Consider the following 24,978-nt stretch of genomic DNA (forward strand, 5'->3'; position numbering starts at 1 on the left):
CCCGCCCGGGACGCCCGCATCCCGAGGCGGCGTCGGCGGCGACCACGGTTCTCGGTACGGATCCCGGGCCCGTGGGGCCACGATCGGTACCAGGAACGGCGAGACGCTGGTGTGGGCTCGTCCTGGGTACGGATCCGGGCCTGTGGGGCCGCGATCGGTACCAGGAACGGGGCCTCGTCTCCGAGGGCCGATGAGCCTCGGGCGGCCCGCCGGTCGAAGAGGTGACCGCAGCCCCAGGAGAGACCATGCCCCGCCCGTTCGTCATCAGCCTGCCCATCGAGGACCGCCGCCGCGCGTTCGCCTTCTACACCGAGGGCCTGGGCCTCGAGGCCGTGGGCGCACCGGCCGACGACGGGGTGCCCGAGCCCCTCCGCCTGGTCCTGGGGGACGACGTGCACCTGGTGCTGATCCCCCGGGGCGGGTTCGGGTGGGTCACCGCGCCCCACGAGACGGCGGTGCCGGGCACCAGCGAGTGCCAGCTCAGCTGGGCCGTGGCCACCGAGGCCGAGGTCGACGCCGCCGTCGAGCGGGCCCGGGCCGCCGGCGGCCAGGTCCTGGTCGAGCCGGCGTCCACCGGGTGGGGCTACTCGGGTCTGCTCGCCGACCCCGACGGCCACCTCTGGATGGTGACGGTCCGAACGGAGTGAGGGCCTCCAGGGCGGTGGGTGGGGTCGGAGGACGTGATCACGGTCCGAACGGAGTGAGGACCGGGTCATAGCACCACCGCCCGACACGGTGGGGGACCTGGGCTTGGAGCCCCGGGCGGGGCTCGCTACAGTGGCTCCCTCGTGCACGGGACCCCAGAGGTTCGGTACCGAGCGCGCTGAATCGACGTCCACGGACGCCCTCTCGAGCGAGGGAACCCCGTGGCACAACCGAGACACGCTCCGCCGGGCCCGCCCGAGCGGAGCGTCCGCGTGAACGGACCTTCCGTTCCTCCGCGAGAGAAGAGAGACATGGCAACCAAAGCGATCGTCGGGTCCAAGCTCGGCATGACGCAGATCTGGGACGACGATCGCAACGTCGTCCCGGTCACCGTCCTGCAGGTCGAGCCGGTCCGCGTGGTCAAGATCAAGACCCAGGAGCGCGACGGCTACACCGCCCTCCAGGTCACGTTCGGCCAGAAGAAGGCCTCCAAGCTCACCAAGCCGGTGGCCGGCCAGTTCGCCACGGCCGACGTCGAGCCCGGGCCCCGCCTGGTCGAGCTCCGCCTCGACGACGTGTCGGAGTACACCGTCGGCCAGACGCTGGGCGTCGACATCCTCGCCGAGGGCGGGCTGATCGACGTCACCGCCGTCAGCAAGGGCAAGGGCTTCGCCGGCGTCATGAAGCGCCACGGCTTCGCCGGCCAGCGGGCCAGCCACGGCGCCCACCGGGTCCACCGTGCGCCCGGCGCCATCGGCGCCTGCGCCACGCCGTCCCGGGTGTTCAAGGGCCAGCGCATGGCCGGCCGCACCGGTGGCGAGAAGGTCACCACCATGAACCTCGAGGTCGTCCGGGCCGACACCGACCGCAACCTCCTCCTCATCAAGGGCGCCGTGCCCGGCCCCAAGGGCGGCCTGGTGCTCGTCCGCAACGCGGCCAAGGCCGCCGGGAAGGACGCCTGATGGCCAAGATCGACGTGCTCGACGCCTCGGGCAAGAAGACCGACACCACCGACCTCGACGACGCCGTGTTCGGCATCGAGCCCAACGGGCCCGTGCTGCACCAGGTCGTCACCGCCCAGCTGGCCGCCCGCCGGGCCGGCACCCAGTCGACCAAGACCCGGGCCGAGGTGGCCGGTGGCGGCGCCAAGCCCTGGAAGCAGAAGGGCACCGGCCGGGCCCGCCAGGGCTCGATCCGCAGCCCGCAGTGGTCCGGCGGCGGCGTGGCCCTCGGCCCGAAGCCCCGCAGCTACAGCCAGCGCACGCCGAAGAAGATGGTCCGCCTGGCCCTGCGCTCGGCGCTCTCCGACCGGGCCGCCGACGGCAAGGTCAAGGTCGTCGACTTCGGCTTCGACGCCCCCGGCACCAAGCAGGCCGCCCGGGCGCTCGCCGACATCGGCGTCGAGGGCAAGGTCCTCCTGGTCCTGGCGGCCGACGACGTCGCCACCTGGAAGAGCTTCCGGAACCTCACCGACGTCCACATCATCGTGCCCGGCGAGCTGAACGCCTACGACGTCCTGGTCAGCGACTGGGTCGTCTTCACCCCGGGCACCGTCCCGGCCGACACCAGCGTCTCCCGGGGCCCGGCCCCGACGCCGGCCGGCCACCGTGGCGGCGCCCCCGGCGAGCGGGCCTCGGTCCCGGTCACCGTGCCCGACACCGATGCCGTCGTCGAGGCGGCCAACGACGAGGACTCGGAGGACGAGTCGTGAAGGACCCCCGCCAGGTGATCCTCAAGCCGGTCGTGAGCGAGAAGTCCTACGCCCTGCTCGAGTCCAACCAGTACACGTTCATCGTCCACCCGACGGCCTCGAAGCCCGAGATCAGCGACGCCGTGGCGTCGATCTTCGGCGTCACCGTCACCCGGGTGAACACGCTCAACCGCCAGGGCAAGAAGACCCGGAACCGCCGCACCGGCAAGGTCGGGTCCAAGGCCTCCACCAAGCGGGCCATCGTCACCCTCGCCGACGGTGACTCGATCGACCTGTTCGAGAGCTGAGGAGGACCCTGATGGCACTTCGCAAGCGCAAGCCCACCAGCGCCGGCCGCCGGTTCCAGACCGTCTCGGACTTCTCCGAGATCACCAAGACGACGCCCGAGAAGTCGCTGGTCGGTCCGAAGCCCAAGACCGGTGGCCGCAACAACGGCGGCCACAAGACCGCTCGCCACAAGGGCGGTGGCCACAAGCGCCAGTACCGCCAGATCGACTTCAAGCGCACCAAGGACGGCGTGCCGGCCAAGGTCGCCGCGGTCGAGTACGACCCGAACCGCAACTGCCGCATCCTGCTGCTGCACTACGTCGACGGCGCCAAGGCCTACATCCTCGCCCCGCGCGACGTGAAGGTCGGCGACATGCTCCAGTCCGGCCAGGGCGCCGAGATCCGCTCCGGCAACGCCATGCCGATGCGCTACATCCCCGTGGGCACGACGATCCACAACGTCGAGCTCAAGCCCGGCGGCGGTGGCCGCATGGCCCGCAGCGCCGGCTCCAGCGTCCAGCTGGTGGCCAAGGAGGGCGAGTTCGCCACCCTGCGCCTCCCCAGCACCGAGATGCGCCGGGTGCCGATCGACTGCCGGGCGACCGTCGGCACGGTCGGCAACGCCGAGGCCGAGCTGGTCAAGGTCGGCAAGGCCGGCCGCAACCGCTGGAAGGGCGTCCGCCCCCAGACCCGTGGCGTCGCCATGAACCCCGTCGACCACCCCCACGGTGGCGGCGAGGGCAAGACCTCCGGTGGTCGCCACCCCGTGTCGCCCTGGGGCAAGCCCGAGGGCCGCACCCGCGACCAGAACAAGCCGTCCCAGAAGCTCATCGTCCGGCGCCGCCGCACCCGCGGCTCGCGGAGGTAACCCGAATGCCCCGTTCACTCAAGAAGGGCCCGTTCGTCGACGGGCACCTGCTCTCCAAGGTCGATGGCCTCAACGAGAAGGGCGAGAAGAAGGTCATCAAGACCTGGTCCCGCCGCTCCACGATCATCCCCGACATGGTGGGCCACACCATCGCCGTCCACGACGGGCGCAAGCACGTCCCGGTGTACATCACCGAGTCGATGGTCGGTCACAAGCTGGGCGAGTTCGCCCCCACCCGCACCTTCCGGTACCACGCCGGCCAGGAGAAGTCCGTGCGAGGTCGGCGCTGATGGCTGGTGGCAGTGGTGTGAAGACCAACGAGCGTCCCGGGACGCGCGCCCAGGCCCGCTACGTGCGGGTCTCGGCCTACAAGGCCCGTGAGGTCCTCGACCTGATCCGCGACCTCCACGTGAGCGACGCCGACCAGGTCCTGGCCTTCACCGACCGCGACGTGGCCAAGGTGGTCCGCAAGGTCCTGGCCTCGGCCGTGGCCAACGGCCAGAACAACGAGCAGCAGGACCCCGACACGTTGAAGGTCGTCGCCTGCTACGCCGACGAGGGCCCGACCCTCAAGCGGTGGCGGCCCCGTGCCCGCGGTCGGGCCACCCGCATCCGCAAGCGCACCTGCCACATCACCGTGATCGTCGGTCGCATGGGCGACGACGAGCTGCGGCGCTGGCGGGAGAAGAACCAGGCCGGCCTCACCACCGAGGGCGGGCGCGGCGGTCGCCGTCGCACCCCCGCCGCCGACCGGCGGGCCCGCGTGGCCCGCTCCCGCGGCGAGTCGACCGAGACCACCGAGACCAAGACGGTCGACGAGGGCTCCACGTCGGAGGTCACCGAGGCCGAGGCCGCGGTGGACGAGGCGGTGGGCTCCACCGACGAGCCCGGCACCGACGCGGACGAGGCCACCGAGGCGCCCTACGCCGGGTCGCACCTGCCCGTCGACGAGGACGGCCAGGAGGCCCCCGAGGGCTTCGAGATCAAGGGCAACGAGAGCTCGAAGAAGTTCCACGTGCCCGGCAGCCGCTGGTTCGACCAGACGAACGCCGAGGTGTGGTTCGCCACGCCGGAGGACGCCGAGGCGGCGGGCTTCGAGCCCGCCGGTGGCGAGGACGAGCAGGACGTGGCGTCCGACGATGCCGAGAAGGACGAGGACAAGTAAATGGGCCAGAAGGTCAACCCCTACGGGTTCCGCCTCGGCGTCACCACCGACTGGAAGTCGCGGTGGTTCGCCGGTCGGGCGGAGTACGCCGACCTGATCATCGAGGACTGGAAGGTCCGCGACATGATCATGTCGACGCTGCCCCACGCCGCCATCAGCCGCATCGAGGTCGAGCGCACCCGTGACCGGGTCCGGGTCGACGTCCACACGGCCCGCCCCGGCATCGTCATCGGCCGCCGTGGCGCCCAGGCCGACGAGCTCCGGGCCGGTCTCACCAAGATCACCGGCAACAACCGGGTCCAGCTCAACATCCAGGAGATCAAGCAGCCCGAGCTCGACGCCGCCCTCATCGCCCAGGGCGTCGCCGACCAGCTCGCCGGCCGCGTGGCCTTCCGCCGGGCCATGAAGCGCGCCGTGCAGAACGCTCAGAAGGCCGGCGCCCTCGGCATCCGGGTCCAGTGCTCGGGCCGCCTCGGTGGCTCGGAGATGAGCCGGACCGAGTGGTACCGCGAGGGTCGCGTCCCGCTGCACACCCTCCGCGCCGACATCGACTACGGCTTCCGCGAGGCCCGCACGACCTCGGGCCGCATCGGCGTCAAGGTCTGGATCTACAAGGGCGACATCCTGCCCTACAAGGCCTCGACCGAGGACAAGATCGCCAAGGAGGCCGCCATGGCCGTCGGCGAGACCTCGGGCCAGGCCCCAGCACCCCGCCCGGTGGTGTCCTCCAAGGGCCGTCGCCCGGCCCTGGCCGACGCCCCCGCCGCCCCCGCGGTCGAGGGTGCGCCCACCGAGGAGGAGGCCAAGCCGCTCGTCGGCGAGGCCGACCCGGAGTTCGAGAAGCTCCTCGAGGAAGAGGAAGCCATCGAGCGCTCGGTCCGCGAGCACCACGAGACCCCCCACTTCCGCCCCGGGGACGGTGACTGATCATGTTGATGCCCCGCAAGGTCAAGCACCGCAAGACGCACCGCGGCCGCACCACCGGCCCGGCCAAGGGTGGCACCGAGGTCACCTTCGGCGACTACGGCATCCAGGCCCTCGAGCCCGGGTGGATCACCGCCCGGCAGATCGAGGCCGCCCGAATCGCCATGACCCGTCACATCAAGCGTGGCGGCAAGGTCTGGATCAACCTGTTCCCGGACAAGCCCGTCACCGAGAAGCCGGCCGAGACCCGCATGGGCTCGGGCAAGGGCAACCCCGAGCGCTGGGTCGCCGTGGTCAAGCCGGGCCGGATCCTGTTCGAGCTCAGCTACTCCGACCCCGTCGTGGCCCGCGAGGCCATCGACCGGGCGATCCAGAAGCTCCCCATCAAGGCCAAGTTCGTCACGCGAGAGGTGGACTTCTGATGGCGAAGACAGACATCACCGACCTGGACGACCACGGCCTCGAGGTGCGTCTCGCCGAGACGCGCGAGGAGCTGTTCAACCTCCGCTTCCGCCGGGCCACCGGCCAGCTGGAGAACGGGGCCTCGATCCTCGAGGCCCGCCGCCAGGTCGCCCGCATCCTCACCGAGCAGCGCAGCCGTGAGATCGCTGCCGCCGAGAGCCAGGAGGCCTCCGCATGAGCGACACCAGCAACGAGACCACGGAGACCCCCGCCCGCGAGAACCGGCGCAAGGTCCGCGAGGGCATCGTCACGTCCAACGCCATGGACAAGACCGCCATCGTCACCGTCACCTCCCGCAAGCCCCACCGGCTCTACGGCAAGACGGTCCAGCAGTCGACCAAGCTCTACACCCACGACGAGGACAACGACCTGAAGGTCGGCGACCGCGTCCGGGTGCAGGAGACCCGACCCCTGTCGAAGCTCAAGCGCTGGCGGGTCGTCGAGGTCGTGGAGCGGGCCCGATGATCCAGCAGGAATCGCGACTCCGGGTCGCGGACAACTCCGGCGCCAAGGAGGTGCTCTGCATCAAGGTGCTGGGCGGCTCCAAGCGGCGCTACGCCTCCATCGGCGACATCTTCGTCGCCACCGTGAAGGACGCCATCCCCGGCGCCGCCGTCCGCAAGGGCGACGTCGTCAAGTGCGTCGTGGTCCGGGTGAAGAAGGAGAAGCGTCGTCCCGACGGCTCCTACATCCGCTTCGACGAGAACGCGGCCGTCCTCATCAACGACCAGCAGCAGCCCCGCGGCACCCGCATCTTCGGACCGGTCGGCCGCGAGCTGCGCGACAAGCGCTTCATGCGCATCGTCTCCCTCGCCCCCGAGGTCCTCTGATGTCGAACACGATCAAGCTGAAGAAGGGCGACCGCGTGCGCGTCCTCACCGGCAAGGACCGGGGCAAGGAGGGCGTGATCATGCGGGTCCTGCCCCAGGCCAACAAGGTCATCGTCGACGGCGTCAACGTGGCCAAGAAGCACCAGAAGGCCCGCTCCGCCACCAGCCAGGGCGGGATCATCGACAAGGACATGCCCATCCCGGTGCCCAACGTCGCCCTGCTCAGCCCGAGCGACGGCAAGCCCACCCGGGTCGGCTACAAGGTCCTCGAGGACGGCACCAAGATCCGCGTGTGCCGTCGGACGGGGGCGGAGATCTGATGAGTGACACTGCGACCCAGACCAAGACGCCCCCGCGTCTCAAGACCAGGTACGACGAGACCCTCCGGGCCCAGCTGAAGGACAGCCTGTCCCTCGGCAACGTCATGGAGGTGCCCCGCCTCGAGAAGATCGTGGTGAACATGGGCGTCGGCGATGCCGTCGGCCAGCCCTCGCTGCTCGACGGGGCCATCGCCGACCTCCAGGTGATCACCGGCCAGAAGCCGGCCGTCACCCGGGCCAAGAAGTCGATCGCCACGTTCAAGCTCCGCGAGGGCAACGCCATCGGCGCCAAGGTCACCCTCCGGGGCGACCGCATGTGGGAGTTCTTCGACCGGCTCGTGAGCCTGGCGATCCCCCGCATCCGCGACTTCCGGGGCCTCAACCCCCGGAGCTTCGACGGCAACGGCAACTACACATTCGGTGTCACCGAGCAGCTGATCTTCCCGGAGATCGACTACGACAAGGTCGACACCACCCGTGGGATGGACATCACCATCGTGACCACGGCCCGGACCGACGACGAAGGACGGGCCCTGCTCGCCGCCTTCGGATTCCCGTTCAAGCGTGAGGGACAGCAGTAATGGCCAAGAAGGCGCTGATCAACAAGGCGAACAAGACGCCCAAGTTCAAGGTCCGGGGCTACACCCGGTGCCAGAGGTGCGGTCGCCCGCACTCGGTGTACCGCAAGTTCAAGCTCTGCCGGATCTGCCTGCGTGACATGGCGCACGCCGGCGAGATCCCCGGTGTGACCAAGGCCAGCTGGTGATGGAGGTGCAGAGCAAGTGACCATGACCGATCCCATCGCCGACATGCTGACCCGCATCCGCAACGCCAACGTGGCGATGCACGACGAGGTCCGCATGCCCAGCTCGAAGCAGAAGGAGGCCCTCGCGGCCATCCTGAAGTCCGAGGGCTACATCGACGCCTGGCGCGTCGAGGACAACACCGACAGGCCGGGCTCGACCCTGCACGTCACCATGCGCTACTCCCCGGAGCGGGCGCGCACGATCTCCGGCATCCAGAGGGTGTCGAAGCCGGGCCTGCGGGTGTACCGCAAGTCCAAGGAGATCCCGCGCGTGCTCGGCGGGCTCGGAGTGGCCGTCGTCTCGACCAGCCAGGGGCTGCTCACCGACCGCGAGGCGCGCCAGCGCAACGTGGGCGGCGAGGTCCTCTGCTTCGTGTGGTGAGGAACTGATGTCCCGAGTCGGAAAGTCCCCCATCCCCGTGCCCAGCGGCGTCGACGTCACCGTCGACGGCGCCGACGTCACCGTCAAGGGCCCCAAGGGCACGCTCAGCCGCACCGTCCCCGGTGCGATCGCCATCCGCCAGGACGGCGACACCCTCGTGGTCGAGCGGCCCGACGACGAGCGCCAGACCCGGGCCCTCCACGGCCTGGTGCGGTCGCTCGTCAACAACATGGTCGTCGGTGTCAGCCAGGAGTTCTCCAAGGAGCTCGAGATCATCGGCACCGGCTACCGCGCCGCCCTCCAGGGCTCGACCCTCGACCTGTCGCTGGGCTTCAGCCACCCGGTCAAGGTCGAGGCGCCCGACGGCATCACCTTCGAGGTCCCCGTCCCGACGCGCATCGTCGTGCGGGGGATCGACAAGGAGCAGGTCGGCCAGGTCGCCGCCGACATCCGGGCCATCCGCAAGCCCGAGCCCTACAAGGGCAAGGGCGTGCGGTACCTCGGAGAGCACGTGGCCCGCAAGGCCGGCAAGACCGCGAAGTAGGACATCTCATGAGCGATCCCGCACAGAAGAAGCGCAACGCACGGGTCCGGCGCCACCGCCGGGTCCGCAAGAAGGTCCAGGGCACGGCCGACCGGCCGCGCCTGGCCGTCTTCCGCTCCAACAAGCACATCTCGGCCCAGGTCATCGACGACCAGACCGGGCGCACGCTGGCCTCGGCCTCGTCGCTCGAGGCCGACCTGCGCTCCAGCGGCGGCAACGTCGAAGGGGCCAAGAAGGTCGGCGAGCTCGTCGCCGCCCGGGCCAAGGAAGCGGGTGTCTCCCGGGTCGTGTTCGACCGGGGCGGCTTCCACTACCACGGTCGCGTCGCCTCCCTGGCCGACGCCGCCCGCACCTCCGGACTGGAGTTCTGATGCCTCCCACCACCTCTGACGCCCAGCTGCGCGAGTCGCGCGTCATCGACATCAACCGCGTCGCCAAGGTCGTCAAGGGCGGTCGTCGGTTCTCCTTCACCGCCCTCGTCGTCATCGGCGACGGCGCCGGCCGGGTCGGCCTCGGCTACGGCAAGGCCAAGGAGGTGCCCCTCGCCATCCAGAAGGGCACCGAGGAGGCCAAGAAGAACATGTTCGCCGTCCCCCTCGCCGGCAGCACCGTCACCCACCCCATCATCGGCAAGCAGGGCGCGGCCCGCGTCATGCTCAAGCCCGCCGCCCCCGGCACCGGTGTGATCGCCGGTGGCGCCGCCCGCGCCATCCTCGAGGAGGCCGGCATCCACGACGTGCTGTGCAAGTCGCTCGGGTCGGCCAACCACATCAACGTGGCCCGGGCCACCATCAACGGGCTCAAGAGCCTCAAGCGCCCCGACGACATCGCCCGCCTGCGGGGGCTGTCGGCCGAGGAGTTCGTGCCCAAGGGCCTGCTCGAGGCGTACAAGGAGTCCGAGCGCGGTCCGCACCAGCCGGACGAGGTGCGCTGATGGCCGCCCTGAAGGTCACCCAGACCCGCTCCGCCATCGGCACCAAGCCCAAGCAGCGCGGCACCCTCCGCGCCCTGGGCCTGGGTCGCATCGGGCGCAGCAACGTCCTCCCGGACCGCCCCGAGATCCGCGGGATGCTCAACAAGGTCCCCCACCTGGTCACCGTCGAGGAGACCGACTGATGAAGATCCACGACCTCACCCCCCCGCCCGGGTCGAACCGGCGCAAGAAGCGCGTCGCCCGCGGCATCGGCGGCAAGGGCGGCAAGACCGCCGGCCGCGGCACCAAGGGCCAGAAGGCCCGCGGCTCCATCCCCGCCGGCTTCGAGGGCGGGCAGATGCCCCTCCACATCCGGGTGCCGAAGCTCCGCGGCTTCACCAACCCGTTCCGCGTGGAGTACCAGGCCATCAACCTCGACACCCTCGAGGAGACCGGCGACGACGAGATCACCCCCGAGTCCCTGCACGCACGGGGCCTCGTCGGCAAGGGCGCCCTCGTCAAGGTGCTCGGCCGGGGCGAGATCACCCGGGCCGTCGCCGTCTCGGCCCACGCCTTCTCGGCCTCGGCCGAAGCCGCCATCACCGCGGCAGGGGGTAGCGTCACCGTCGTTCCCGCCCCCTGGGGCGATCGTCGCCCGCCGGCCAAGGGCAACCACCTCACCAACCGCTGACCCGGCGGGCCCCCGGCCCCCGAGACCGGCTGCGCTGACCCGAGAGGACACACGCCCGTGCTGTCGAGCATGAAGAACATGTTCAAGGTGGACGATCTCCGCAACAAGATCGCCTTCACCGTCTTCATGATCCTGCTCTACCGGCTGGGGTCGCACGTCCCCGTGCCCGGCATCGACGTCTCGACGCTGCAGACGCTCAAGGACAACGCCAGCCAGAGCGGCGCCCTCGAGTTCCTGCGCCTGTTCTCGGGCGGGGCCATCACCCAGTTCGCGGTGTTCGCCCTGGGCGTCATGCCCTACATCACCTCGTCGATCATCATGCAGATCCTCGCCGTGGTGATCCCCAAGCTCGAGCAGTGGCAGCAGCAGGGGGCCGTCGGCCAGCGCAAGATCACGCAGTGGACCCGGTACCTCACCGTGGCCATCGCCATCATGCAGTCGACCGGCCTGACGTTCCTGTTCAAGAACGGTGGCCAGGGCTTCGCCGGCGGCAACCCGCTCGGCGACGTCGACCTCTTCGGCGGCAACTACAACTGGAGCCGGGTGCTGATCGTGGTGATCAGCCTCACCGCCGGCACCGCCCTGATCATGTGGATGGGCGAGCTCGTCACCCAGCGGGGCATCGGCAACGGCATGTCGCTCCTGATCTTCGCCTCGGTCGTGAGCCAGCTGCCCGCCAACTTCGGCGCCGTCCGGGCCGAGTCGGGGCTCATCGCCATGATCCTGGTCGGGCTGATGTTCACCGGGGTGCTGGTGGCCATCGTCTTCGTCGAGCAGGGCCAGCGCCGCATCCCGGTGCAGTTCGCCAAGCGCCAGGTGGGCCGACGCCAGTACGGCGGTCAGAACACCTACATCCCGCTGAAGGTGAACGCCTCGGGCGTGATCCCCATCATCTTCGCCAACTCGATGCTGTACCTGCCGGTGATGATCTCCACGGTCCTGCCCGGCAACCAGCTCAACGCCGACGGCTCGGGCGGCAACTGGGCCAACGACGTGCAGGACTTCATCGACGACAACTTCCGGGGCGGATCCGGCGCCCTGTACCTCACCGTCTACGGCCTGTTCATCATCGGCTTCGCCTACTTCTACGCCGCCATCCAGTTCGACCCGCACAAGCAGGCCGACCAGATCCGCAAGCAGGGCGGCTTCATCCCCGGCATCCGCCCCGGTCCCCAGACCGAGCGCTACCTGAGCCGCATCCTCAACCGCATCACCCTGCCCGGCGCCCTGTTCATCAGCTTCGTGGCCCTGGTGCCCGCCTTCGTCCTGGGGCGCACGCTGGACTCCGACGCCGGCGTCCAGCTCGGCTTCTTCGGCACCTCGATCCTGATCGCCGTGGGTGTCGCCCTCGAGACGATGAAGCAGATCGACAGCCAGCTGATGATGCGCAACTACGAGGGCTTCCTGAAGTCGTGACCGACTCCGATCCCACGATGGACCGACCCGGTGTCCGCATGATCATCATGGGTCGTCAGGGTGCGGGCAAGGGCACCCAGGCGACCCGGTTGGCCGCCGCCTGCTCCGTGCCGCACATCTCGACCGGCGACATGCTCCGCGCCGCCGTGCGCGAGGGCACCGACCTGGGCCTCCGGGCCAAGGCGATCATGGACGCCGGGGACCTGGTCCCCGACGAGGTGATGATCGGCATCGTGGGCGAACGCCTCGACCGCGACGACGCCAACCGCGGCTGGATCCTCGACGGCTTCCCCCGCACGGTCGGGCAGGCCGAGGCGCTGGCGGACATCACGGCCCAGGCGCCGGTCGACGTCGTCGTCGAGCTGGTGGTGCCGAACGAGATCGTCGTCGAGCGTCTCTCGGCCCGGCGCACGTGCGACTCGTGCGGGACGATCTACTCGGTGGGCGACGCGGCCATCGCCGACGGCGTGTGCCCCAAGTGCGGCGGGACGCCCGTGCAGCGCGACGACGACAAGCCGGAGGCCATCCTCCACCGCCTCGAGGTCTACGAGCGCGACACCTCCCCGCTCCTCGGGCACTACCGGTCGCTGGACCTCCTCGAGAGCGTCGACGGGCTCGGCAGCGAGGACGAGGTGCACGCCCGCATCCTCGCCGTGGTCGACGCCCGCGTCGCGTCCGACCCCAGCTAGCAGGGCCCAGCCGTGCTGCTCGGAGGCATCGCCCGCCGCTCCGCCGCCGACCTGGCCGCCATGCGCCGGGCCGGCCGGGTCGTGGCCGAGATGCACGAGCGCACCCGTGCGGCCCTCCGGCCCGGGATCACCACCGGCGACCTCGACCGCATCGGGCGCGAGGTGCTGGCCGACCGGGGGGCGACGTCCAACTTCCTCGGCGTCGCCGGCACCTACCCGGCGGTCATCTGCGCCTCGCCCAACGAGGTCGTCGTCCACGGCATCCCCGGCGACCGGGTGCTGGAGGAGGGCGACATCATCTCGGTCGACTGCGGCGCCATCGTCGACGGCTGGCACGGCGACGCCGCCTACACCGCCGGCATCGGCGAGATCTCGCCCGAGGCCCGGCGGCTCATCGAGGTCACCGAGGCGTCGCTGGCGGCCGCCATCGCCCAGATGGTCGCCGGCCGCCACCTCGGCGACGTCGGCCACGCCGTCCAGCAGGTGGTCGAGGGCGCCGGCCTCCACGTCGTCGACGGCTACACCGGCCACGGCATCGGCCGATCCATGCACGAGGACCCGTCGGTCCCCAACGTCGGGTGGCCGGGCCGGGGCCCGCGGCTCAAGGTCGGCAACGTCCTGGCCATCGAACCCATGGTCGCCATCGGCACCCCTGAGACCGACGTCCTCGACGACGACTGGACGGTCGTGACCCTCGACGGCACGTGGGCCGCCCACGCCGAGCACACCGTCGCCGTCACCGACGACGGCCCGGAGATCTTGACCCTCCCCTGACCGCCGGAGCGTCGTCCGGGCCGTCGCGGCAGTTCGTCCGGGCGGTGGTCGTCCGGCCACCCGGAAGACAGGTCGGCGTGGTCGGCTGGCGTAGGGTCTGAGGCCTATGGCGAACGTGACGTTCGACGCGGTGACGAAGCGCTACGGAGACGTCACCGCCGTGGAGGATCTGACCCTGGACGTCGCCGACGGCGAGTTCATGGTGCTCCTCGGACCCTCCGGCTGCGGCAAGAGCACGGCCCTGCGGATGATCGCCGGCCTGGAGGAGATCAGCGGCGGCGAGCTGTCGATCGGCGACCGGGTCGTCAACCAGGTCGTGCCGTCCAAGCGCGACGTGGCCATGGTCTTCCAGAGCTACGCCCTGTACCCGCACATGACGGTGCGGAAGAACATCGAGTCGCCCCTCGTCACCAAGCCCACCTGGGTGCCGAGCCCCGGCGGCGGGGAGGACACCCTCCGCAAGCTGAGCTCGGCCGAGCGGACCGAGCGGGTCGCCGAGGCGGCCCGCATGCTCGACCTCGAGCCCTACCTCGACCGCAAGCCCGGGGCCCTCTCGGGCGGGCAGCGCCAGCGCGTCGCCCTGGCCCGGGCCGTGGTGGCCCGGCCCGCGGTGTTCCTCATGGACGAGCCCCTCTCGAACCTCGACGCCAAGCTCCGGACCCAGACCCGCGCCGAGCTCGTCGACCTGCACCGCCGCCTGGGCACGACCTTCATCTACGTCACCCACGACCAGGTCGAGGCCATGACCATGGCCGACCGCGTCGCCATCATGAGCGACGGCCGCCTCCAGCAGGTCGGCACCCCCCGCGAGGTCTACGACGCCCCCGCCAACCTGTTCGTGGCCGGCTTCGTCGGCACCCCGGCCCTGAACGTGGCGACGGTGCCCGTCGAGCGCGGGGCGGTCGTGGTCGGGTCGACCCACGTCCCGGTCGACGCGGTCGGCTCCCGGTCCACCGTCACCGTCGGCCTCCGCCCCGAGCACCTGCGGGTGGCGCCCGACGGCATCGTGCCCGCCACCGTCCACCAGGTGGAGTGGCTGGGCCACGAGGCCCTGCTGCGGCTGCGCATCGAGGGTCTCGACGTCTCCACCGGCTGGATCGCCCGGGTCGAGAGCGAGGGCCTGCCCCAGCCCGGCGACGCCGTGCGGCTCGGCGTCGACGCCGCCCACGTCCACCTCTTCGACCCCGACACCGGCGAGCGGATCGCGACCGGGGTCGAGCCGTCGGTGCCCGGGCTCGAGGGCGACGGGTCCCGCTCCCTCCTCGACAAGCGCCCGAGCTGATGGGACGGGTCCAGCAGCTCCTCGGCCAGACCGACGACGCCGGCCGGGTCACCGACACCGGTCGGGCCAAGGAGAGCCTCATCGCCCTGGGGTTCCTCGCCCCGTCGATCGTCGTGTTCTCGGTGTTCTTCTTCTACCCCTTCGAGCAGCTGGTGCTCCGGGGCCTCTACCGCAACAACAACGCCGGGACGAACCTCCGCTACGAGGGACCGCAGCAGTACGTCGACGTGCTCACCGGCGACGAGTTCCTCCAGGGCCTGTGGCACAGCGTCCAGTACGTGATCTTCACCGTGCCCGCCGGGCTCATCCTCGGCACGCTGCTGGCGGTGGCGGCCCACCGGCGGCTCAAGGGCATCAAGGCCTTCCAGTTCATCTTCAGCTCCACCATCGCCAGCTCGGCGGCGGTGTCCGCCATCGTCTTCCTGGTGCTGATCAACCAGGAGATCGGCATCTACCAGGGGGGCGTGCCCGGCTTCGGCGACCAGGCGATCCTCCAGAACTCCAGCACCGCCCTGTTCGGCGTGTCGCTGTCGTCGATCTGGCAGAACCTGGGCCTGTCGTTCGTGATCGTCCTGGCCGGCCTCCAGGCCATCCCCGAGGACGTCGACGAGGCGGCCACCCTCGACGGCTACGGGCCCGTCCGCCGCTTCTTCCGGATCACCCTCCCGCTGCTCTCGCCGGTGCTGATGTTCCTGGTGGTGGTCCTGGTGATCTTCGCCCTCCAGGCCTTCGCCCCCATCGAGTTCCTCACCCAGGGCGGGCCCAACGGGTCGACCGAGACCCTGGTGTTCAAGATCTTCGAGCGCCAGGCGCCCAACCAGGTGGGGGAGGGGGCGGTCATGTCCGTCGGCCTCTTCCTCGTGACCTTCGTGGTGACCCTGGGCCAGTTCCTCCTCCTCGATCGGCGGGTGCACTATGGCAGCTGAGGGAACCGCGACCCGCTCGTCACCGGCTCGCCAGGCCGTCTGGTACGTCGTCCTGGTCGTCTTGTCGCTGCTGGTGCTGGCGCCGATCTACTTCCTGTTCGTCCGGGCCATCTCCGACCCGGCCGAGTCCTTCACCAGCTCGGTCACCCGGCCCGTCGGGGTGCGCTGGGACGGCTTCAGCGCGGCGTGGGACCGGGGGAACATGGGCCCGGCCCTGTTCCGCACCCTCATCGTGACGGTCGCCATCACCGCCCTCCAGGTGCTCACCTCGGTCATGGCGGCCTACGCCTTCGCCTTCCTCCGGTTCCCGCTCAAGCGCGTGTGGTTCGCCGTGTTCATGGCCACCCTCCTGCTGCCGCTCGAGGTGACGCTCCTGCCCAACGTGCAGACCATGCGCGACCTGGGCTGGTTCGACAGCTACCAGGGGCTGATCGTGCCGTTCGCGGCGTCGGCGTTCGGGACGTTCCTCATCCGGCAGGGGTTCCTCGGCATCCCCAGCGAGATCCGGGACTCGGCCCGGCTCGAGGGCTGGACCCACATGCAGTTCCTCTTCCGGTTCGCCGTCCCGCTGACCCGCCCGGTGATCGCCTCGTTCACCGTCATCTCGTTCCTCGGTGCCTTCAACCAGTACCTGTGGCCCCGGGCGGTCATCTACGACACGCAGGACTGGGCCACGGTCCAGATCGCCCTGCGCGAGCTCACCACCCGCATCGAGCAGGCCAACATCCCCGTGGCCGGCACGATCATCGCCGCCGTCCCCATCGTCATCCTGCTCGCCATCTTCCAGCGCCAGATCGTGCGCGGCCTCACGGCCGGCGCGGTCAAGGGCTGAGCCGCACCAGAGGAGACCCCGTGTCCCGCCCCGCCCCCCGTCCGCTCGTCCACCTGCTCGTGGTGGCCGTGCTCGCCATCACCGCCGCCGCCTGCGTGCGGGACGAGTCCCAGGGCACCAGCGCCGGCCCCGGCGGCGGCGGGGGTGACGGCGAGGGCGAGGAGATCGCCCTGCCGGACTGCCCCGTCGACGCCCTCGACGAGGCCGACGGCCCGGTCGAGATCGACCTGTGGCACGGCTTCACCGGCGAGCCCGCCAACTACATGGTCGAGCTGGGCCGGCGGTACAACGAGAGCCAGGACGCGGTCCGCCTGAACGTGCAGACCCAGGGCAACTCCTACGAGGAGGTGCTGCGCAAGTTCGTGGCCGGCATCCCCAGCCGGCAGATCCCGCCCATCGTCATGCTGGAGGACACGACCCTGCGCGAGGTCGTCGAGAGCGGCGTCATCCTCCCGGCCGAGGCGTGCGAGCAGGCCGACGACTTCGAGACCGGCCAGCTGCCGGTGGTGCGCAACTACTACACCTCCGAGGGCGTCTACTGGCCCGGCTACACCAACGTGTCCGAGCCGGTCCTGTACTACAACGCCAACCAGTTCGAGGCGGCCGGCCTCGACCCGACGGACCCGCCCGAGACCCTGGACGAGCTGCGGACCGACGCCGAGGCCCTCAAGGAGTCCGGGGTCGAGAGCCCGCTGTCGCTGATCCTCAACTCGTGGTTCGTCGAGTCGTGGATCACCGGCGCCGGCGAGACCGTGGTCAACAAGGAGAACGGGCGCGAGGGCCTCGCCGACGAGTCGACCTTCGACAACCCGGCCACCCACGAGGTCTACGAGTGGATCGACGGCATGGCCGACGACGGCCTGCTCGAGGCCCACTCGGCCACCGACGGCCAGATCAACCACTACCTGGCCGTGGCCCAGAAGAACTCGGCCATGGTCATCGAGACCTCGACCGCCGCCGTCACCATCAAGGCCGTCCTGGGCGGCGAGTCCTACGACGCCGAGGCCGGCCTGAACGTGGGCAGTCTCGACCCCGAGGGCATCACCCCCCAGGCCGGGCCGTTCCCCGGGCTCGAGGAGCCCGGCCAGGTGCGGGTGTCGGGCGGCGCCTTCTTCATGACCAACACGGTCCCGGCCGAGCAGCAGGCCGCCGCCTGGGACTTCATGAAGTTCATGTGGAGCGCCGAGAGCCAGACGGACTGGCACCTCATCGGCGGCTACCTGCCCACGACCCAGGCCGCCGCCGGCGACCCCGACGTGGCCGACTACTGGGCGAGCGACCTGGCCGGCCAGATGCTGCGGGTGGGCTACGAGCAGCTGCTCACCGTCGATCCCGAGCGCCCCGGGCCGCAGGTCGGGCCGTACACGGACTACACCGACGCCATCAAGGCCAGCCTGGAGGCCATGGTCCTGGAGGGGGCCTCGCCCGCCGACGCCATCGCCCAGGCCGACGCCGACATCCAGGCCGCCCTCGACACCTTCATCGAGGACAACGAGTAGCAGGCCGCCGCCGGGGCATCGCCCCGGAGCCCCGTCGGGCGTGGCAGGATGGGCGGTCCTCCACCGGGGTTGGAACGGGCTGAGGTGCGCGTCTAGCATCGTCAGTCGGCCCAGGGGGCCCTCGCGCGGTGCCTGACGGTGCGGCACGGAGCCCCGGACCGACGCCCGCACAGGCCAGGAGTGGAACGCTGCCGAAGCCCAAAGATGACGCCATCGTGCTCGAGGGGACCGTCCTCGAGTCCCTGCCGAACGCCATGTTCAAGGTGGAGTTCGAGAACGGCCACACCGTCCTCGCCCACATCTCGGGGAAGATGCGCATGCACTACATCCGGATCCTCCCGGGTGACCGCGTGCAGGTCGAGCTCACGCCCTACGACCTCTCCCGCGGCCGCATCACCTACCGCTTCAAGTAGCCCTCCCACCCTGTCCTCCGCCCGCCACCCCCACCCGTCCTCCCTGGCCGAGCCCGCTCGGCGCCACCCGAAAGCCGCCTCATGAAGGTCCGCCCCAGCGTCAAGCCGATGTGCGAGAAGTGCAAGATCATCCGCCGGCACGGCCGCGTCCAGGTGATCTGCACCAACCCCCGCCACAAGCAGCGGCAGGGCTGATCCCATGACCCCCTCCAACTCCTCGATCCACCTCGGAGCTCTCTGAATGGCCCGCATCGCTGGCGTCGACATCCCTCGGGAGAAGCGCCTCGTCATCTCCCTCACCTACGTCTTCGGCGTCGGCGCCACCACCGCCGCGCTGATCTGCACCGAGACCGGCGTCGACGCCGACACCCGGGTGCGCGACCTCACCGACACCGAGGTCAACAAGATCCGAGCCTGGATCGACCAGAACCTCAAGGTCGAGGGTGACCTCAAGCGCGAGGTCCAGCAGGACATCAAGCGCAAGATGGAGATCGGCTGCTACCAGGGCCTCCGTCACCGCAAGGGGCTCCCCGTCCACGGACAGCGGACCCAGACCAACGCTCGTACTCGCAAGGGCCCGAAGAAGACCGTGGCCGGCAAGAAGAAGGTGCGCAAGTAATGGCCAAGCCGAAGCCGGGAGGCCGCCGCCCCCGCAAGCGCGAGCGGAAGAACGTCACCCACGCGGTGGCGCACATCAAGTGCTCGTTCAACAACACGATCATCTCCTTCGCCGACCAGGAGGGCAACGTCCTCGCCTGGGCGTCGTCGGGGAACGTGGGCTTCAAGGGCTCGCGGAAGTCGACGCCGTACGCGGCGCAGATGGCGGCCGAGCAGGCCGCCCGCCGGGCCATGGAGCACGGCGTCCGGAAGGTCGACGTCCAGACCAAGGGCCCCGGCTCCGGTCGGGAGACGGCCATCCGGTCGATCCAGAACACCGGCATCGAGGTCACCGGCGTCAAGGACGTCACCCCCGTGCCCCACAACGGTTGCCGCCCGCCCAAGCGGCGCCGGGTCTGAGGAGGCCTCGCACATGGCTCGCTACACCGGACCCAAGGTCAAGATCAGCCGTCGGCTGAACGTCAACATCTTCGAGAACGACAAGGGGCAGCGGCTCCTCGATCGCAAGCCCTACCCCCCGGGCGAGCACGGTCGGGCCCGCCGGCGCCAGCCGTCGGAGTACCTGATCCAGCTGCAGGAGAAGCAGAAGGCCAAGTACATCTACGGCGTCCTCGAGAAGCAGTTCTCCAACCTCTACAAGGAGGCGACGCGCCAGCAGGGCGTCACCGGCGAGAACCTGCTCCGCATGCTCGAGCAGCGGCTGGACAACGTCGCCTTCCGCGCCGGCTGGGCCTCGACCCGCCCCCAGGCCCGCCAGTTCGTGGGCCACGGGCTGGTCAAGGTCAACGGCAAGCGGGTCGACATCCCCAGCTACCGGGTCCGCAAGGGTGACGTCGTCACCCTGAACGACAAGGCCCGCGGGATGATCGTCATCCGCCACAACCTCGACACGATCGACCGGCGCACGCCGGACTGGCTGGAGGTCGGCGACGACGGCTTCCAGGCCACGGTCCGTGAGCTGCCCACCCGCAGCCAGATCGACGTCCCGGTGCGCGAGCAGCTCATCGTCGAGCTCTACTCCAAGTAGTCCTCGCACCCACCCCAACTCCCCTGTACGTAGAAGACTGAGGAAGTCACGATGCTGGTCATCCAACGCCCGACCGTCGAGGCGCTCGACGAGGAGCAGGCGAACCGCCAGCGGTTCTCCATCAGCCCCCTCGAGCCCGGCTTCGGCCACACCCTGGGCAACTCGCTCCGCCGGACGCTGCTGTCGTCGATCCCCGGCGCGGCCGTCACCGAGGTGCGCTTCGACGACGCCATCCAGGAGTTCGACACCATCCCCGGGTGCACCGAGGACATCACCGACATCATCTTGAACCTCAAGGACCTGGTGCTGACCTCCCAGTCCGACGCGCCGGTGACCCTGCGCCTCGACGTGCGGGGCCCGGCCGAGGTGACCGCCGCCGACCTCCAGCTCACCGCGGACGTCGAGGTGCTCAACCCCGAGCTGCACCTGGCCAGCCTGAACAGCAAGGGCCGCCTCTCGATCGACGTCACCGTCGAGCGGGGCCGGGGCTACGTCTCGGCCGAGCGCAACAAGCAGGGCGCCACCATCGGGATCATCCCGGTGGACTCGATCTTCTCGCCGGTCCGCCGGGTCGCCTTCGACATCCAGCCGACCCGCGTCGAGATGGACACCGACTACGACCAGCTGGTCCTCGACATCGAGACCGACGGCTCGATCACCCCGCGGGACGCCCTGGCCTCGGCCGGCGCCACGCTGAAGTCGCTGGTCGAGCTGATCGAGGGCATGAGCGACGACCCGCAGGGCCTGGTCCTCACCGAGGCCGACAGCGCCGCCACCGGGTCGCCCGACCTCGAGCTGCCCATCGAGGACCTCGACCTGTCCGAGCGTCCCCGCAACTGCCTCAAGCGGGCCCAGGTCAACACCGTCGGCGAGCTGCTGCTCAAGACCGAGGACGACCTGCTGGCCATCACCAACTTCGGCCAGAAGTCGCTCGACGAGGTCCTGGTGAAGCTGGACGAGCGGGGCCTCTCGCTCAAGGGTCGGGGGGACTGAGATGCCTGCCACCCCGAAGAGGGGCCGTCGCTTCGGCGGCAGCTCCGCCCACCAGAAGGCGATGATGGCCAACCTGGTCGCCTCGCTCGTGGCCGCCGAGGCCATCACCACCACCGAGGCCAAGGCCAAGGCCCTGCGCCCGGTGGCCGAGAAGCTCATCACCAAGGCCCGCAAGGGCGGTCTCCACAACCACCGCCAGGTGGTGTCGGCCCTCGCCGGCGACAAGGAGGCCGCGGCCAAGCTGATGGAGGAGATCGGACCCCGCTACGCCGATCGCAACGGCGGGTACCTCCGCATCCTCAAGCTGGGCCCGCGCCAGGGCGACAACGCCCCCATGGCCCGCGTCGAGCTGGTCTGACCGACCACACCTGATCTGCACGAGGGCGCCCCGAGGGGCGCCCTCGTCGCGTCAGGCCTCGGGCGCCGGCACCGACGGGACCGCCGTCCTCGGGTCGGCCCCGGCCCCGACCACACCCACGATGAACCCGGCCGCCTCCTCGATCTGGCGGGCCCGGTCGAGCCCGCCGATGGTGACCGGTCGCCCGCCGAGGTCGCGGACCAGGCCGGCGACCACGGCGAGGGCGTCGGGGTCGTCGCCGGCCATGGCCACCGTCGGCACCTCGTCGCCCGGCTCCCGGTCCCGCCACGTGGTCCCGGCGAAGTGGGTGAGCGCCTTGACCACGCGGCTGCCCACGGCGACGTGCTGCGCTCGTTCGGAGGCGGAGCCCCTGTCGGCGGTCAGCCGGCCGCTCGGGTAGGCGAAGGTGTTGACGCAGTCGAGCAGCGGGAGCCCGGCGAGCATCCCCTCCGGGCCGCCGGCCCGCTCCAGGACGGGCTCGACGGCGTCGTCGGGGACGGCCAGGACGACGATGTCGCTGCCGGTGGCCACGTCGAGGGGATCGGTCGCGCAGGCCCCGTGCCCGGCCGCCGCGGCCGTCGCCGCCGCCCGATCCGGTGACCGGCCGGCGAGCCGGACGGTGTGGCCGGCCCGGCCCCAGGCGGTGGCGAGCGACAGGGCCATGCTCCCCGTCCCGAGGATGGCGATCTCCATGGTTGCTCCCGTGGTCTGGCGGTGGAGCGGGGCACGATACCGACGGCGTCGCGCACCGGACGGTGCGCGACGGCCTGCTTGGATGGGTGGGGTGGGCGACGAGACGACCCCGTGCGAGGTGTTCGTGGCGGACTGCCGGGTCCGGGCCGCCACCGACCTGCTGCGCCACCGCTGGGACCCGGTGGTGCTGCTCGGGCTGAGGGCCGGCCCGCAGCGCCGCGTCGCTCTCCGGTCGGCCATCGGCGGGATCAGCGACAAGGCGCTGTCGGAGAGCCTGGGCCGGCTCGTCTCCTCCGGCCTGCTCACCCGTGAGCGGGAGGTCGCCGCTCCTCCGCGCGTCCGCTACGGCCTCTCGCCGCTCGGGCGCACCCTCGTCGACGGGCCGCTCGCCGCGCTGGGGGAGTGGGCCGTCGAGCACGCCGAGGAGCTGCTCGACGGGACCGACCCGTGGGCCGACGACGCAGGAGCCGGTGCCGTTCGATCGACCCGGTGAGGTGACCCGGCGGTGGCGGCCCCGCCGCCGCCGTACGACGTCCTCCGACCCCGCCCGCCGCCCTGGAGGGGTCGGCTGCGCCGTCGCCGTACGACGTCCTCCGACCCCGCCCGCCGCCCTGGAGGGGTCGGCTGCGCCGTCGCCGTACGACGTCCTCCGACCCCGCCCGCCGCCCTGGAGGGGTCGGCTGCGCCGACGCCGTACTGTCATTGGCATGACGCTCTTCGACCCGGCGGAGGCCGAGACGCCGGTCGGGCCGACACGACGGTTGCGCCTGACCGTCGCCTACGACGGCACCGACTTCCACGGCTTCGCCCCCAACCACGGCGTGCGGACCGTCGCCGGCGTCCTGGCCGAGGCCCTCGCCCGGTGGCTGGGCCACGAGGTCGAGATCACCTGCGCGGGCCGGACCGATCGGGGTGTGCACGCCCACGGCCAGGTGCTCACCGTCGACGTGGCCGAGGCCCGCGTGGCTCGCCCGGGCGACCTCGCCGCCCTGGTGCGATCGGTGAACAAGATGTGCGGGCCCGAGGTGGCGGTGCGGGACCCGCAGCTGGTCGACGACAGCTTCGACGCCCGGTTCTCGGCCACGGCCCGGCGCTACCGGTACCGGATCTGGAACCACCCCGAGCCGGACCCGTTCACCGCCCGCCAGGCGTGGCACGTCGAGAAGCCGCTGGCCCTGGCCGCCCTGCGGCTGGCCTGCGATCCGCTGATCGGCCAGCACGACTTCTCCACCTTCTGCCGCAAGCCCAAGGGCCGGGAGGTCGAGCCGAGCATGGTCCGCCGGGTCACCGAGGCCCGGTGGATCGTCGAGGGCGACGGCCACCTGCGGTTCGAGATCGAGGCGTCGGCCTTCTGCCACCACATGGTCCGCAGCATCGTCGGGACGATGGTCGCCGTCGGGGTGGGCCGCATGACCGCCGGCGACGTGCGCGGCGCCCTCGCCTCCCGCGACCGGGCCCGGTCCGGCGACATGGCCCCGCCCCACGGCCTCACCCTCTGGACGGTCCGCTACCCCGGCTGGTCCAGCGTCCCGGGCTAGGGCCACCCGTCCCGGACTGACCCGAGACATCCGAACTCGGTGGCAGATGTGGGGTGTTCGTCCGAGATCTCCCACCGAGTTCGCAGGGGGCGGCCGCCTCAGCCGAGGAGGTCGACGTGGAGGCCCTCGGCCCGCAGGCGGTCGACGGCCTCGCGGCGCTGGTCCGGGTCCCGGGTCTCGAGGGTGAACACGACCTCGACCTCGTCGACGCCGACCCGCACGCCGGCCCGGTGGTGGTCGACCGAGAGCACGTTCAGGCCCTGGGCGGCCAGCAGCCCGGTGATGCGGGCCAGGGCCCCGGGGCGGTCGGGCACGACGATGCGCAGGCGCACGAACCGGCCCGAGGCCGACAGGCCCCGCTCGATCAGCTTGCCGAGGAGCAGGGGGTCGACGTTGCCACCCGAGAGGACGGCCAGCGCCGGCCCGGTGCCGGGCACCCGCCCGGACAGGAGGGCGGCCAGCCCGACGACCCCGGCGGGCTCGACGACGGCCTTGCACCGCTCGAGCACCAGCACGAGCGTCCGGCCGATCTCCTCGTCGGAGACGGTGATCACGTCGTCGACGAGGGCCTCGACGTGGGCCAGGGTCAGCGCCGAGGGCGACTTCAGGGCGATGCCGTCGGCGATGGTGTGGACCGAGTCGAGGGTGGTGGCCCGCCCGGCGTCCAGGGATGCCCGCATGGCGGCGGCGCCCGCGGCCTCGACGCCGACGATGCGGACCTCGGGGCGCAGGGCCCGCAGCGCGGCGGCGACGCCCGAGAGCAGGCCGCCCCCGCCGACGGGCACGAGGACGGTCTCGACGGCCGGCGCCTCGGTGGCCAGCTCCAGGCCGACGGTGCCCTGGCCGGCGATCACGAGCGGGTCGTCGAAGGGGGGGACGAGGTGCGCCGAGCCGTCGGCGGCGGCGGACAGGGCCTCGGCCAGGGCGTCGTCGACGGTGAGCCCCACCAGCCGGACGACGGCGCCGTAGGCCCGGGTGGCCTCGACCTTGGGGAGGGGCGCCGTCTCGGGCATGACGACGGTGGCCCGCCGCCCCGCCTGGGTCGCGGCCAGGGCGACGCCCTGGGCGTGGTTGCCGGCCGACGCGGCGATCACCGGCCGCCCGTCGTCGGGCAGCGAGCGGATGTGGTGCGAGGCCCCCCGGACCTTGAACGACCCGGTGCGCTGCAGGTGCTCGGGCTTGAGCCACACCTCGCGGCCGGCCAGCCGGGTCAGGGTGTCGGACAGCTGGGCCGGGGTGGGCCGGACCACGTCGGCGACGTGGGGCACCGCCGCCCGCACGTCGTCGATGGTCACCAGCTGCACTCGAGCGACGCTACCCACGCGGCACCGGCCCCGGACGCCACGGATGGTGCCAGGCACCATCCGTGCGCACGGAAGGTGCCTGGCACCAT

The 24,978-nt window shown here is 71.1% G+C and carries 39 protein-coding genes; 37 read left to right on the plus strand and 2 right to left on the minus strand.

Annotation, left to right across the window (positions count from 1 at the left end):
- The first annotated feature begins 245 nt into the window (after positions 1 to 245).
- The 35 genes from HC251_RS03370 (at position 246) to rplQ (ending at position 21,354) form a co-directional block, all read left to right on the plus strand.
- Positions 246 to 647, plus strand: coding sequence for a VOC family protein (locus HC251_RS03370; RefSeq protein WP_219943912.1), 402 nt, complete (start codon positions 246 to 248; stop codon positions 645 to 647).
- 309 nt (positions 648 to 956) lie between these two features.
- Positions 957 to 1,607: a 50S ribosomal protein L3 gene (gene rplC, locus HC251_RS03375; RefSeq protein ID WP_219943913.1), complete on the plus strand. Its 651-nt coding sequence runs from the start codon at positions 957 to 959 to the stop codon at positions 1,605 to 1,607.
- Positions 1,607 to 2,356: a 50S ribosomal protein L4 gene (gene rplD / locus HC251_RS03380; RefSeq protein ID WP_219943914.1), complete on the plus strand. Its 750-nt coding sequence runs from the start codon at positions 1,607 to 1,609 to the stop codon at positions 2,354 to 2,356. Before rplC ends, rplD begins: the two co-directional genes overlap by 1 nt.
- The gene (gene rplW, locus HC251_RS03385; RefSeq protein ID WP_219943915.1) at positions 2,353 to 2,643 is read left to right on the plus strand and encodes a 50S ribosomal protein L23; all 291 of its coding nucleotides are present in this window, start codon (positions 2,353 to 2,355) and stop codon (positions 2,641 to 2,643) included. Before rplD ends, rplW begins: the two co-directional genes overlap by 4 nt.
- An 11-nt stretch (positions 2,644 to 2,654) precedes the next feature.
- The gene (gene rplB / locus HC251_RS03390) at positions 2,655 to 3,491 is read left to right on the plus strand and encodes a 50S ribosomal protein L2 (protein WP_219943916.1); all 837 of its coding nucleotides are present in this window, start codon (positions 2,655 to 2,657) and stop codon (positions 3,489 to 3,491) included.
- Positions 3,492 to 3,496: 5 nt separating this feature from the next.
- The gene (rpsS, locus tag HC251_RS03395; protein ID WP_219943917.1) at positions 3,497 to 3,781 is read left to right on the plus strand and encodes a 30S ribosomal protein S19; all 285 of its coding nucleotides are present in this window, start codon (positions 3,497 to 3,499) and stop codon (positions 3,779 to 3,781) included.
- A complete protein-coding gene (gene rplV, locus HC251_RS26165; protein ID WP_219943918.1) occupies positions 3,781 to 4,656 on the plus strand; it encodes a 50S ribosomal protein L22 in 876 nt (291 codons plus the stop codon). Before rpsS ends, rplV begins: the two co-directional genes overlap by 1 nt.
- Positions 4,657 to 5,583 (plus strand): 30S ribosomal protein S3, encoded by a 927-nt coding sequence (rpsC, locus tag HC251_RS03405; RefSeq protein ID WP_219943919.1) that lies wholly within the window; start codon positions 4,657 to 4,659, stop codon positions 5,581 to 5,583.
- Between the two features lie 2 nt (positions 5,584 to 5,585).
- Complete coding sequence (gene rplP, locus HC251_RS03410) at positions 5,586 to 6,002, plus strand: 50S ribosomal protein L16 (RefSeq protein ID WP_219943920.1); 417 nt, start codon at positions 5,586 to 5,588, stop codon at positions 6,000 to 6,002.
- Positions 6,002 to 6,220, plus strand: a complete 219-nt coding sequence (gene rpmC, locus HC251_RS03415) for a 50S ribosomal protein L29 (RefSeq protein ID WP_219943921.1) — start codon at positions 6,002 to 6,004, stop codon at positions 6,218 to 6,220. The genes rplP and rpmC overlap by 1 nt, the downstream gene beginning before the upstream one ends.
- Positions 6,217 to 6,507, plus strand: coding sequence for a 30S ribosomal protein S17 (gene rpsQ, locus HC251_RS03420; protein WP_219943922.1), 291 nt, complete (start codon positions 6,217 to 6,219; stop codon positions 6,505 to 6,507). Before rpmC ends, rpsQ begins: the two co-directional genes overlap by 4 nt.
- A complete protein-coding gene (gene rplN, locus HC251_RS03425; protein WP_219943923.1) occupies positions 6,504 to 6,872 on the plus strand; it encodes a 50S ribosomal protein L14 in 369 nt (122 codons plus the stop codon). Before rpsQ ends, rplN begins: the two co-directional genes overlap by 4 nt.
- Positions 6,872 to 7,192, plus strand: coding sequence for a 50S ribosomal protein L24 (rplX, locus tag HC251_RS03430; RefSeq protein ID WP_219943924.1), 321 nt, complete (start codon positions 6,872 to 6,874; stop codon positions 7,190 to 7,192). The genes rplN and rplX overlap by 1 nt, the downstream gene beginning before the upstream one ends.
- Complete coding sequence (gene rplE / locus HC251_RS03435; RefSeq protein ID WP_219943925.1) at positions 7,192 to 7,773, plus strand: 50S ribosomal protein L5; 582 nt, start codon at positions 7,192 to 7,194, stop codon at positions 7,771 to 7,773. Before rplX ends, rplE begins: the two co-directional genes overlap by 1 nt.
- Positions 7,773 to 7,958: a type Z 30S ribosomal protein S14 gene (locus tag HC251_RS03440; protein WP_219943926.1), complete on the plus strand. Its 186-nt coding sequence runs from the start codon at positions 7,773 to 7,775 to the stop codon at positions 7,956 to 7,958. The genes rplE and HC251_RS03440 overlap by 1 nt, the downstream gene beginning before the upstream one ends.
- A gap of 16 nt (positions 7,959 to 7,974) precedes the next feature.
- On the plus strand, positions 7,975 to 8,379 hold the full coding sequence (gene rpsH, locus HC251_RS03445; protein ID WP_219943927.1) for a 30S ribosomal protein S8: 405 nt from the start codon (positions 7,975 to 7,977) through the stop codon (positions 8,377 to 8,379).
- Between the two features lie 7 nt (positions 8,380 to 8,386).
- Positions 8,387 to 8,923: a 50S ribosomal protein L6 gene (gene rplF / locus HC251_RS03450; protein ID WP_219943928.1), complete on the plus strand. Its 537-nt coding sequence runs from the start codon at positions 8,387 to 8,389 to the stop codon at positions 8,921 to 8,923.
- Between the two features lie 8 nt (positions 8,924 to 8,931).
- Positions 8,932 to 9,294 carry a 50S ribosomal protein L18 gene (gene rplR / locus HC251_RS03455; protein WP_219943929.1) on the plus strand — a complete coding sequence of 121 codons (363 nt, stop codon included), beginning with the start codon at positions 8,932 to 8,934 and terminating at the stop codon, positions 9,292 to 9,294.
- Positions 9,294 to 9,857: a 30S ribosomal protein S5 gene (gene rpsE, locus HC251_RS03460; RefSeq protein WP_219943930.1), complete on the plus strand. Its 564-nt coding sequence runs from the start codon at positions 9,294 to 9,296 to the stop codon at positions 9,855 to 9,857. Before rplR ends, rpsE begins: the two co-directional genes overlap by 1 nt.
- Entirely contained in the window at positions 9,857 to 10,039 is a 183-nt protein-coding gene (gene rpmD, locus HC251_RS03465; RefSeq protein ID WP_219943931.1) for a 50S ribosomal protein L30, read from the plus strand. Before rpsE ends, rpmD begins: the two co-directional genes overlap by 1 nt.
- Positions 10,039 to 10,527: a 50S ribosomal protein L15 gene (rplO, locus tag HC251_RS03470; RefSeq protein ID WP_219943932.1), complete on the plus strand. Its 489-nt coding sequence runs from the start codon at positions 10,039 to 10,041 to the stop codon at positions 10,525 to 10,527. The genes rpmD and rplO overlap by 1 nt, the downstream gene beginning before the upstream one ends.
- Before the next feature lie 57 nt (positions 10,528 to 10,584).
- Positions 10,585 to 11,943 carry a preprotein translocase subunit SecY gene (gene secY / locus HC251_RS03475; protein ID WP_219943933.1) on the plus strand — a complete coding sequence of 453 codons (1,359 nt, stop codon included), beginning with the start codon at positions 10,585 to 10,587 and terminating at the stop codon, positions 11,941 to 11,943.
- Positions 11,944 to 11,960: 17 nt separating this feature from the next.
- Positions 11,961 to 12,632: an adenylate kinase gene (locus HC251_RS03480; protein WP_219943934.1), complete on the plus strand. Its 672-nt coding sequence runs from the start codon at positions 11,961 to 11,963 to the stop codon at positions 12,630 to 12,632.
- 12 nt (positions 12,633 to 12,644) lie between these two features.
- Positions 12,645 to 13,406, plus strand: a complete 762-nt coding sequence (map, locus tag HC251_RS03485; protein ID WP_255566589.1) for a type I methionyl aminopeptidase — start codon at positions 12,645 to 12,647, stop codon at positions 13,404 to 13,406.
- A 106-nt stretch (positions 13,407 to 13,512) separates the two neighbouring features.
- Positions 13,513 to 14,688, plus strand: a complete 1,176-nt coding sequence (locus tag HC251_RS03490) for an ABC transporter ATP-binding protein (protein WP_219943935.1) — start codon at positions 13,513 to 13,515, stop codon at positions 14,686 to 14,688.
- On the plus strand, positions 14,688 to 15,614 hold the full coding sequence (locus HC251_RS03495; protein WP_219943936.1) for a carbohydrate ABC transporter permease: 927 nt from the start codon (positions 14,688 to 14,690) through the stop codon (positions 15,612 to 15,614). The genes HC251_RS03490 and HC251_RS03495 overlap by 1 nt, the downstream gene beginning before the upstream one ends.
- On the plus strand, positions 15,604 to 16,446 hold the full coding sequence (locus tag HC251_RS03500) for a carbohydrate ABC transporter permease (protein ID WP_219943937.1): 843 nt from the start codon (positions 15,604 to 15,606) through the stop codon (positions 16,444 to 16,446). The genes HC251_RS03495 and HC251_RS03500 overlap by 11 nt, the downstream gene beginning before the upstream one ends.
- A 20-nt stretch (positions 16,447 to 16,466) precedes the next feature.
- On the plus strand, positions 16,467 to 17,945 hold the full coding sequence (locus HC251_RS03505) for an extracellular solute-binding protein (protein WP_219943938.1): 1,479 nt from the start codon (positions 16,467 to 16,469) through the stop codon (positions 17,943 to 17,945).
- Positions 17,946 to 18,133: 188 nt separating this feature from the next.
- A complete protein-coding gene (gene infA / locus HC251_RS03510; RefSeq protein ID WP_219945608.1) occupies positions 18,134 to 18,358 on the plus strand; it encodes a translation initiation factor IF-1 in 225 nt (74 codons plus the stop codon).
- 81 nt (positions 18,359 to 18,439) lie between these two features.
- Positions 18,440 to 18,553, plus strand: coding sequence for a 50S ribosomal protein L36 (rpmJ, locus tag HC251_RS03515; protein WP_219943939.1), 114 nt, complete (start codon positions 18,440 to 18,442; stop codon positions 18,551 to 18,553).
- Between the two features lie 46 nt (positions 18,554 to 18,599).
- A complete protein-coding gene (rpsM, locus tag HC251_RS03520) occupies positions 18,600 to 18,977 on the plus strand; it encodes a 30S ribosomal protein S13 (protein ID WP_219943940.1) in 378 nt (125 codons plus the stop codon).
- Complete coding sequence (gene rpsK, locus HC251_RS03525; RefSeq protein WP_219943941.1) at positions 18,977 to 19,375, plus strand: 30S ribosomal protein S11; 399 nt, start codon at positions 18,977 to 18,979, stop codon at positions 19,373 to 19,375. Before rpsM ends, rpsK begins: the two co-directional genes overlap by 1 nt.
- Before the next feature lie 13 nt (positions 19,376 to 19,388).
- Positions 19,389 to 20,003 carry a 30S ribosomal protein S4 gene (gene rpsD, locus HC251_RS03530; RefSeq protein WP_219943942.1) on the plus strand — a complete coding sequence of 205 codons (615 nt, stop codon included), beginning with the start codon at positions 19,389 to 19,391 and terminating at the stop codon, positions 20,001 to 20,003.
- A gap of 51 nt (positions 20,004 to 20,054) precedes the next feature.
- The gene (locus HC251_RS03535) at positions 20,055 to 20,996 is read left to right on the plus strand and encodes a DNA-directed RNA polymerase subunit alpha (RefSeq protein WP_219943943.1); all 942 of its coding nucleotides are present in this window, start codon (positions 20,055 to 20,057) and stop codon (positions 20,994 to 20,996) included.
- Position 20,997: 1 nt separating this feature from the next.
- Positions 20,998 to 21,354 (plus strand): 50S ribosomal protein L17, encoded by a 357-nt coding sequence (gene rplQ / locus HC251_RS03540; RefSeq protein ID WP_219943944.1) that lies wholly within the window; start codon positions 20,998 to 21,000, stop codon positions 21,352 to 21,354.
- 51 nt (positions 21,355 to 21,405) lie between these two features.
- Here rplQ and HC251_RS03545 read toward each other — a convergent pair whose 3' ends face one another.
- Positions 21,406 to 22,047, minus strand: a complete 642-nt coding sequence (locus HC251_RS03545; RefSeq protein ID WP_219943945.1) for an NADPH-dependent F420 reductase — start codon at positions 22,045 to 22,047, stop codon at positions 21,406 to 21,408.
- Between the two features lie 82 nt (positions 22,048 to 22,129).
- On the opposite strand from HC251_RS03545, the gene HC251_RS03550 reads away from it, so the two are divergent.
- Positions 22,130 to 22,540: a winged helix-turn-helix transcriptional regulator gene (locus HC251_RS03550; protein WP_370651270.1), complete on the plus strand. Its 411-nt coding sequence runs from the start codon at positions 22,130 to 22,132 to the stop codon at positions 22,538 to 22,540.
- 214 nt (positions 22,541 to 22,754) lie between these two features.
- On the plus strand, positions 22,755 to 23,585 hold the full coding sequence (gene truA, locus HC251_RS03555) for a tRNA pseudouridine(38-40) synthase TruA (RefSeq protein ID WP_219943947.1): 831 nt from the start codon (positions 22,755 to 22,757) through the stop codon (positions 23,583 to 23,585).
- 98 nt (positions 23,586 to 23,683) lie between these two features.
- On the opposite strand, the gene ilvA is transcribed toward truA, so the two are convergent.
- On the minus strand, positions 23,684 to 24,949 hold the full coding sequence (gene ilvA / locus HC251_RS03560) for a threonine ammonia-lyase (protein WP_370651271.1): 1,266 nt from the start codon (positions 24,947 to 24,949) through the stop codon (positions 23,684 to 23,686).
- Positions 24,950 to 24,978: the final 29 nt, after the last annotated feature.

This window comes from Iamia sp. SCSIO 61187 (genome assembly GCF_019443745.1).
GTDB lineage: Bacteria > Actinomycetota > Acidimicrobiia > Acidimicrobiales > Iamiaceae > Iamia.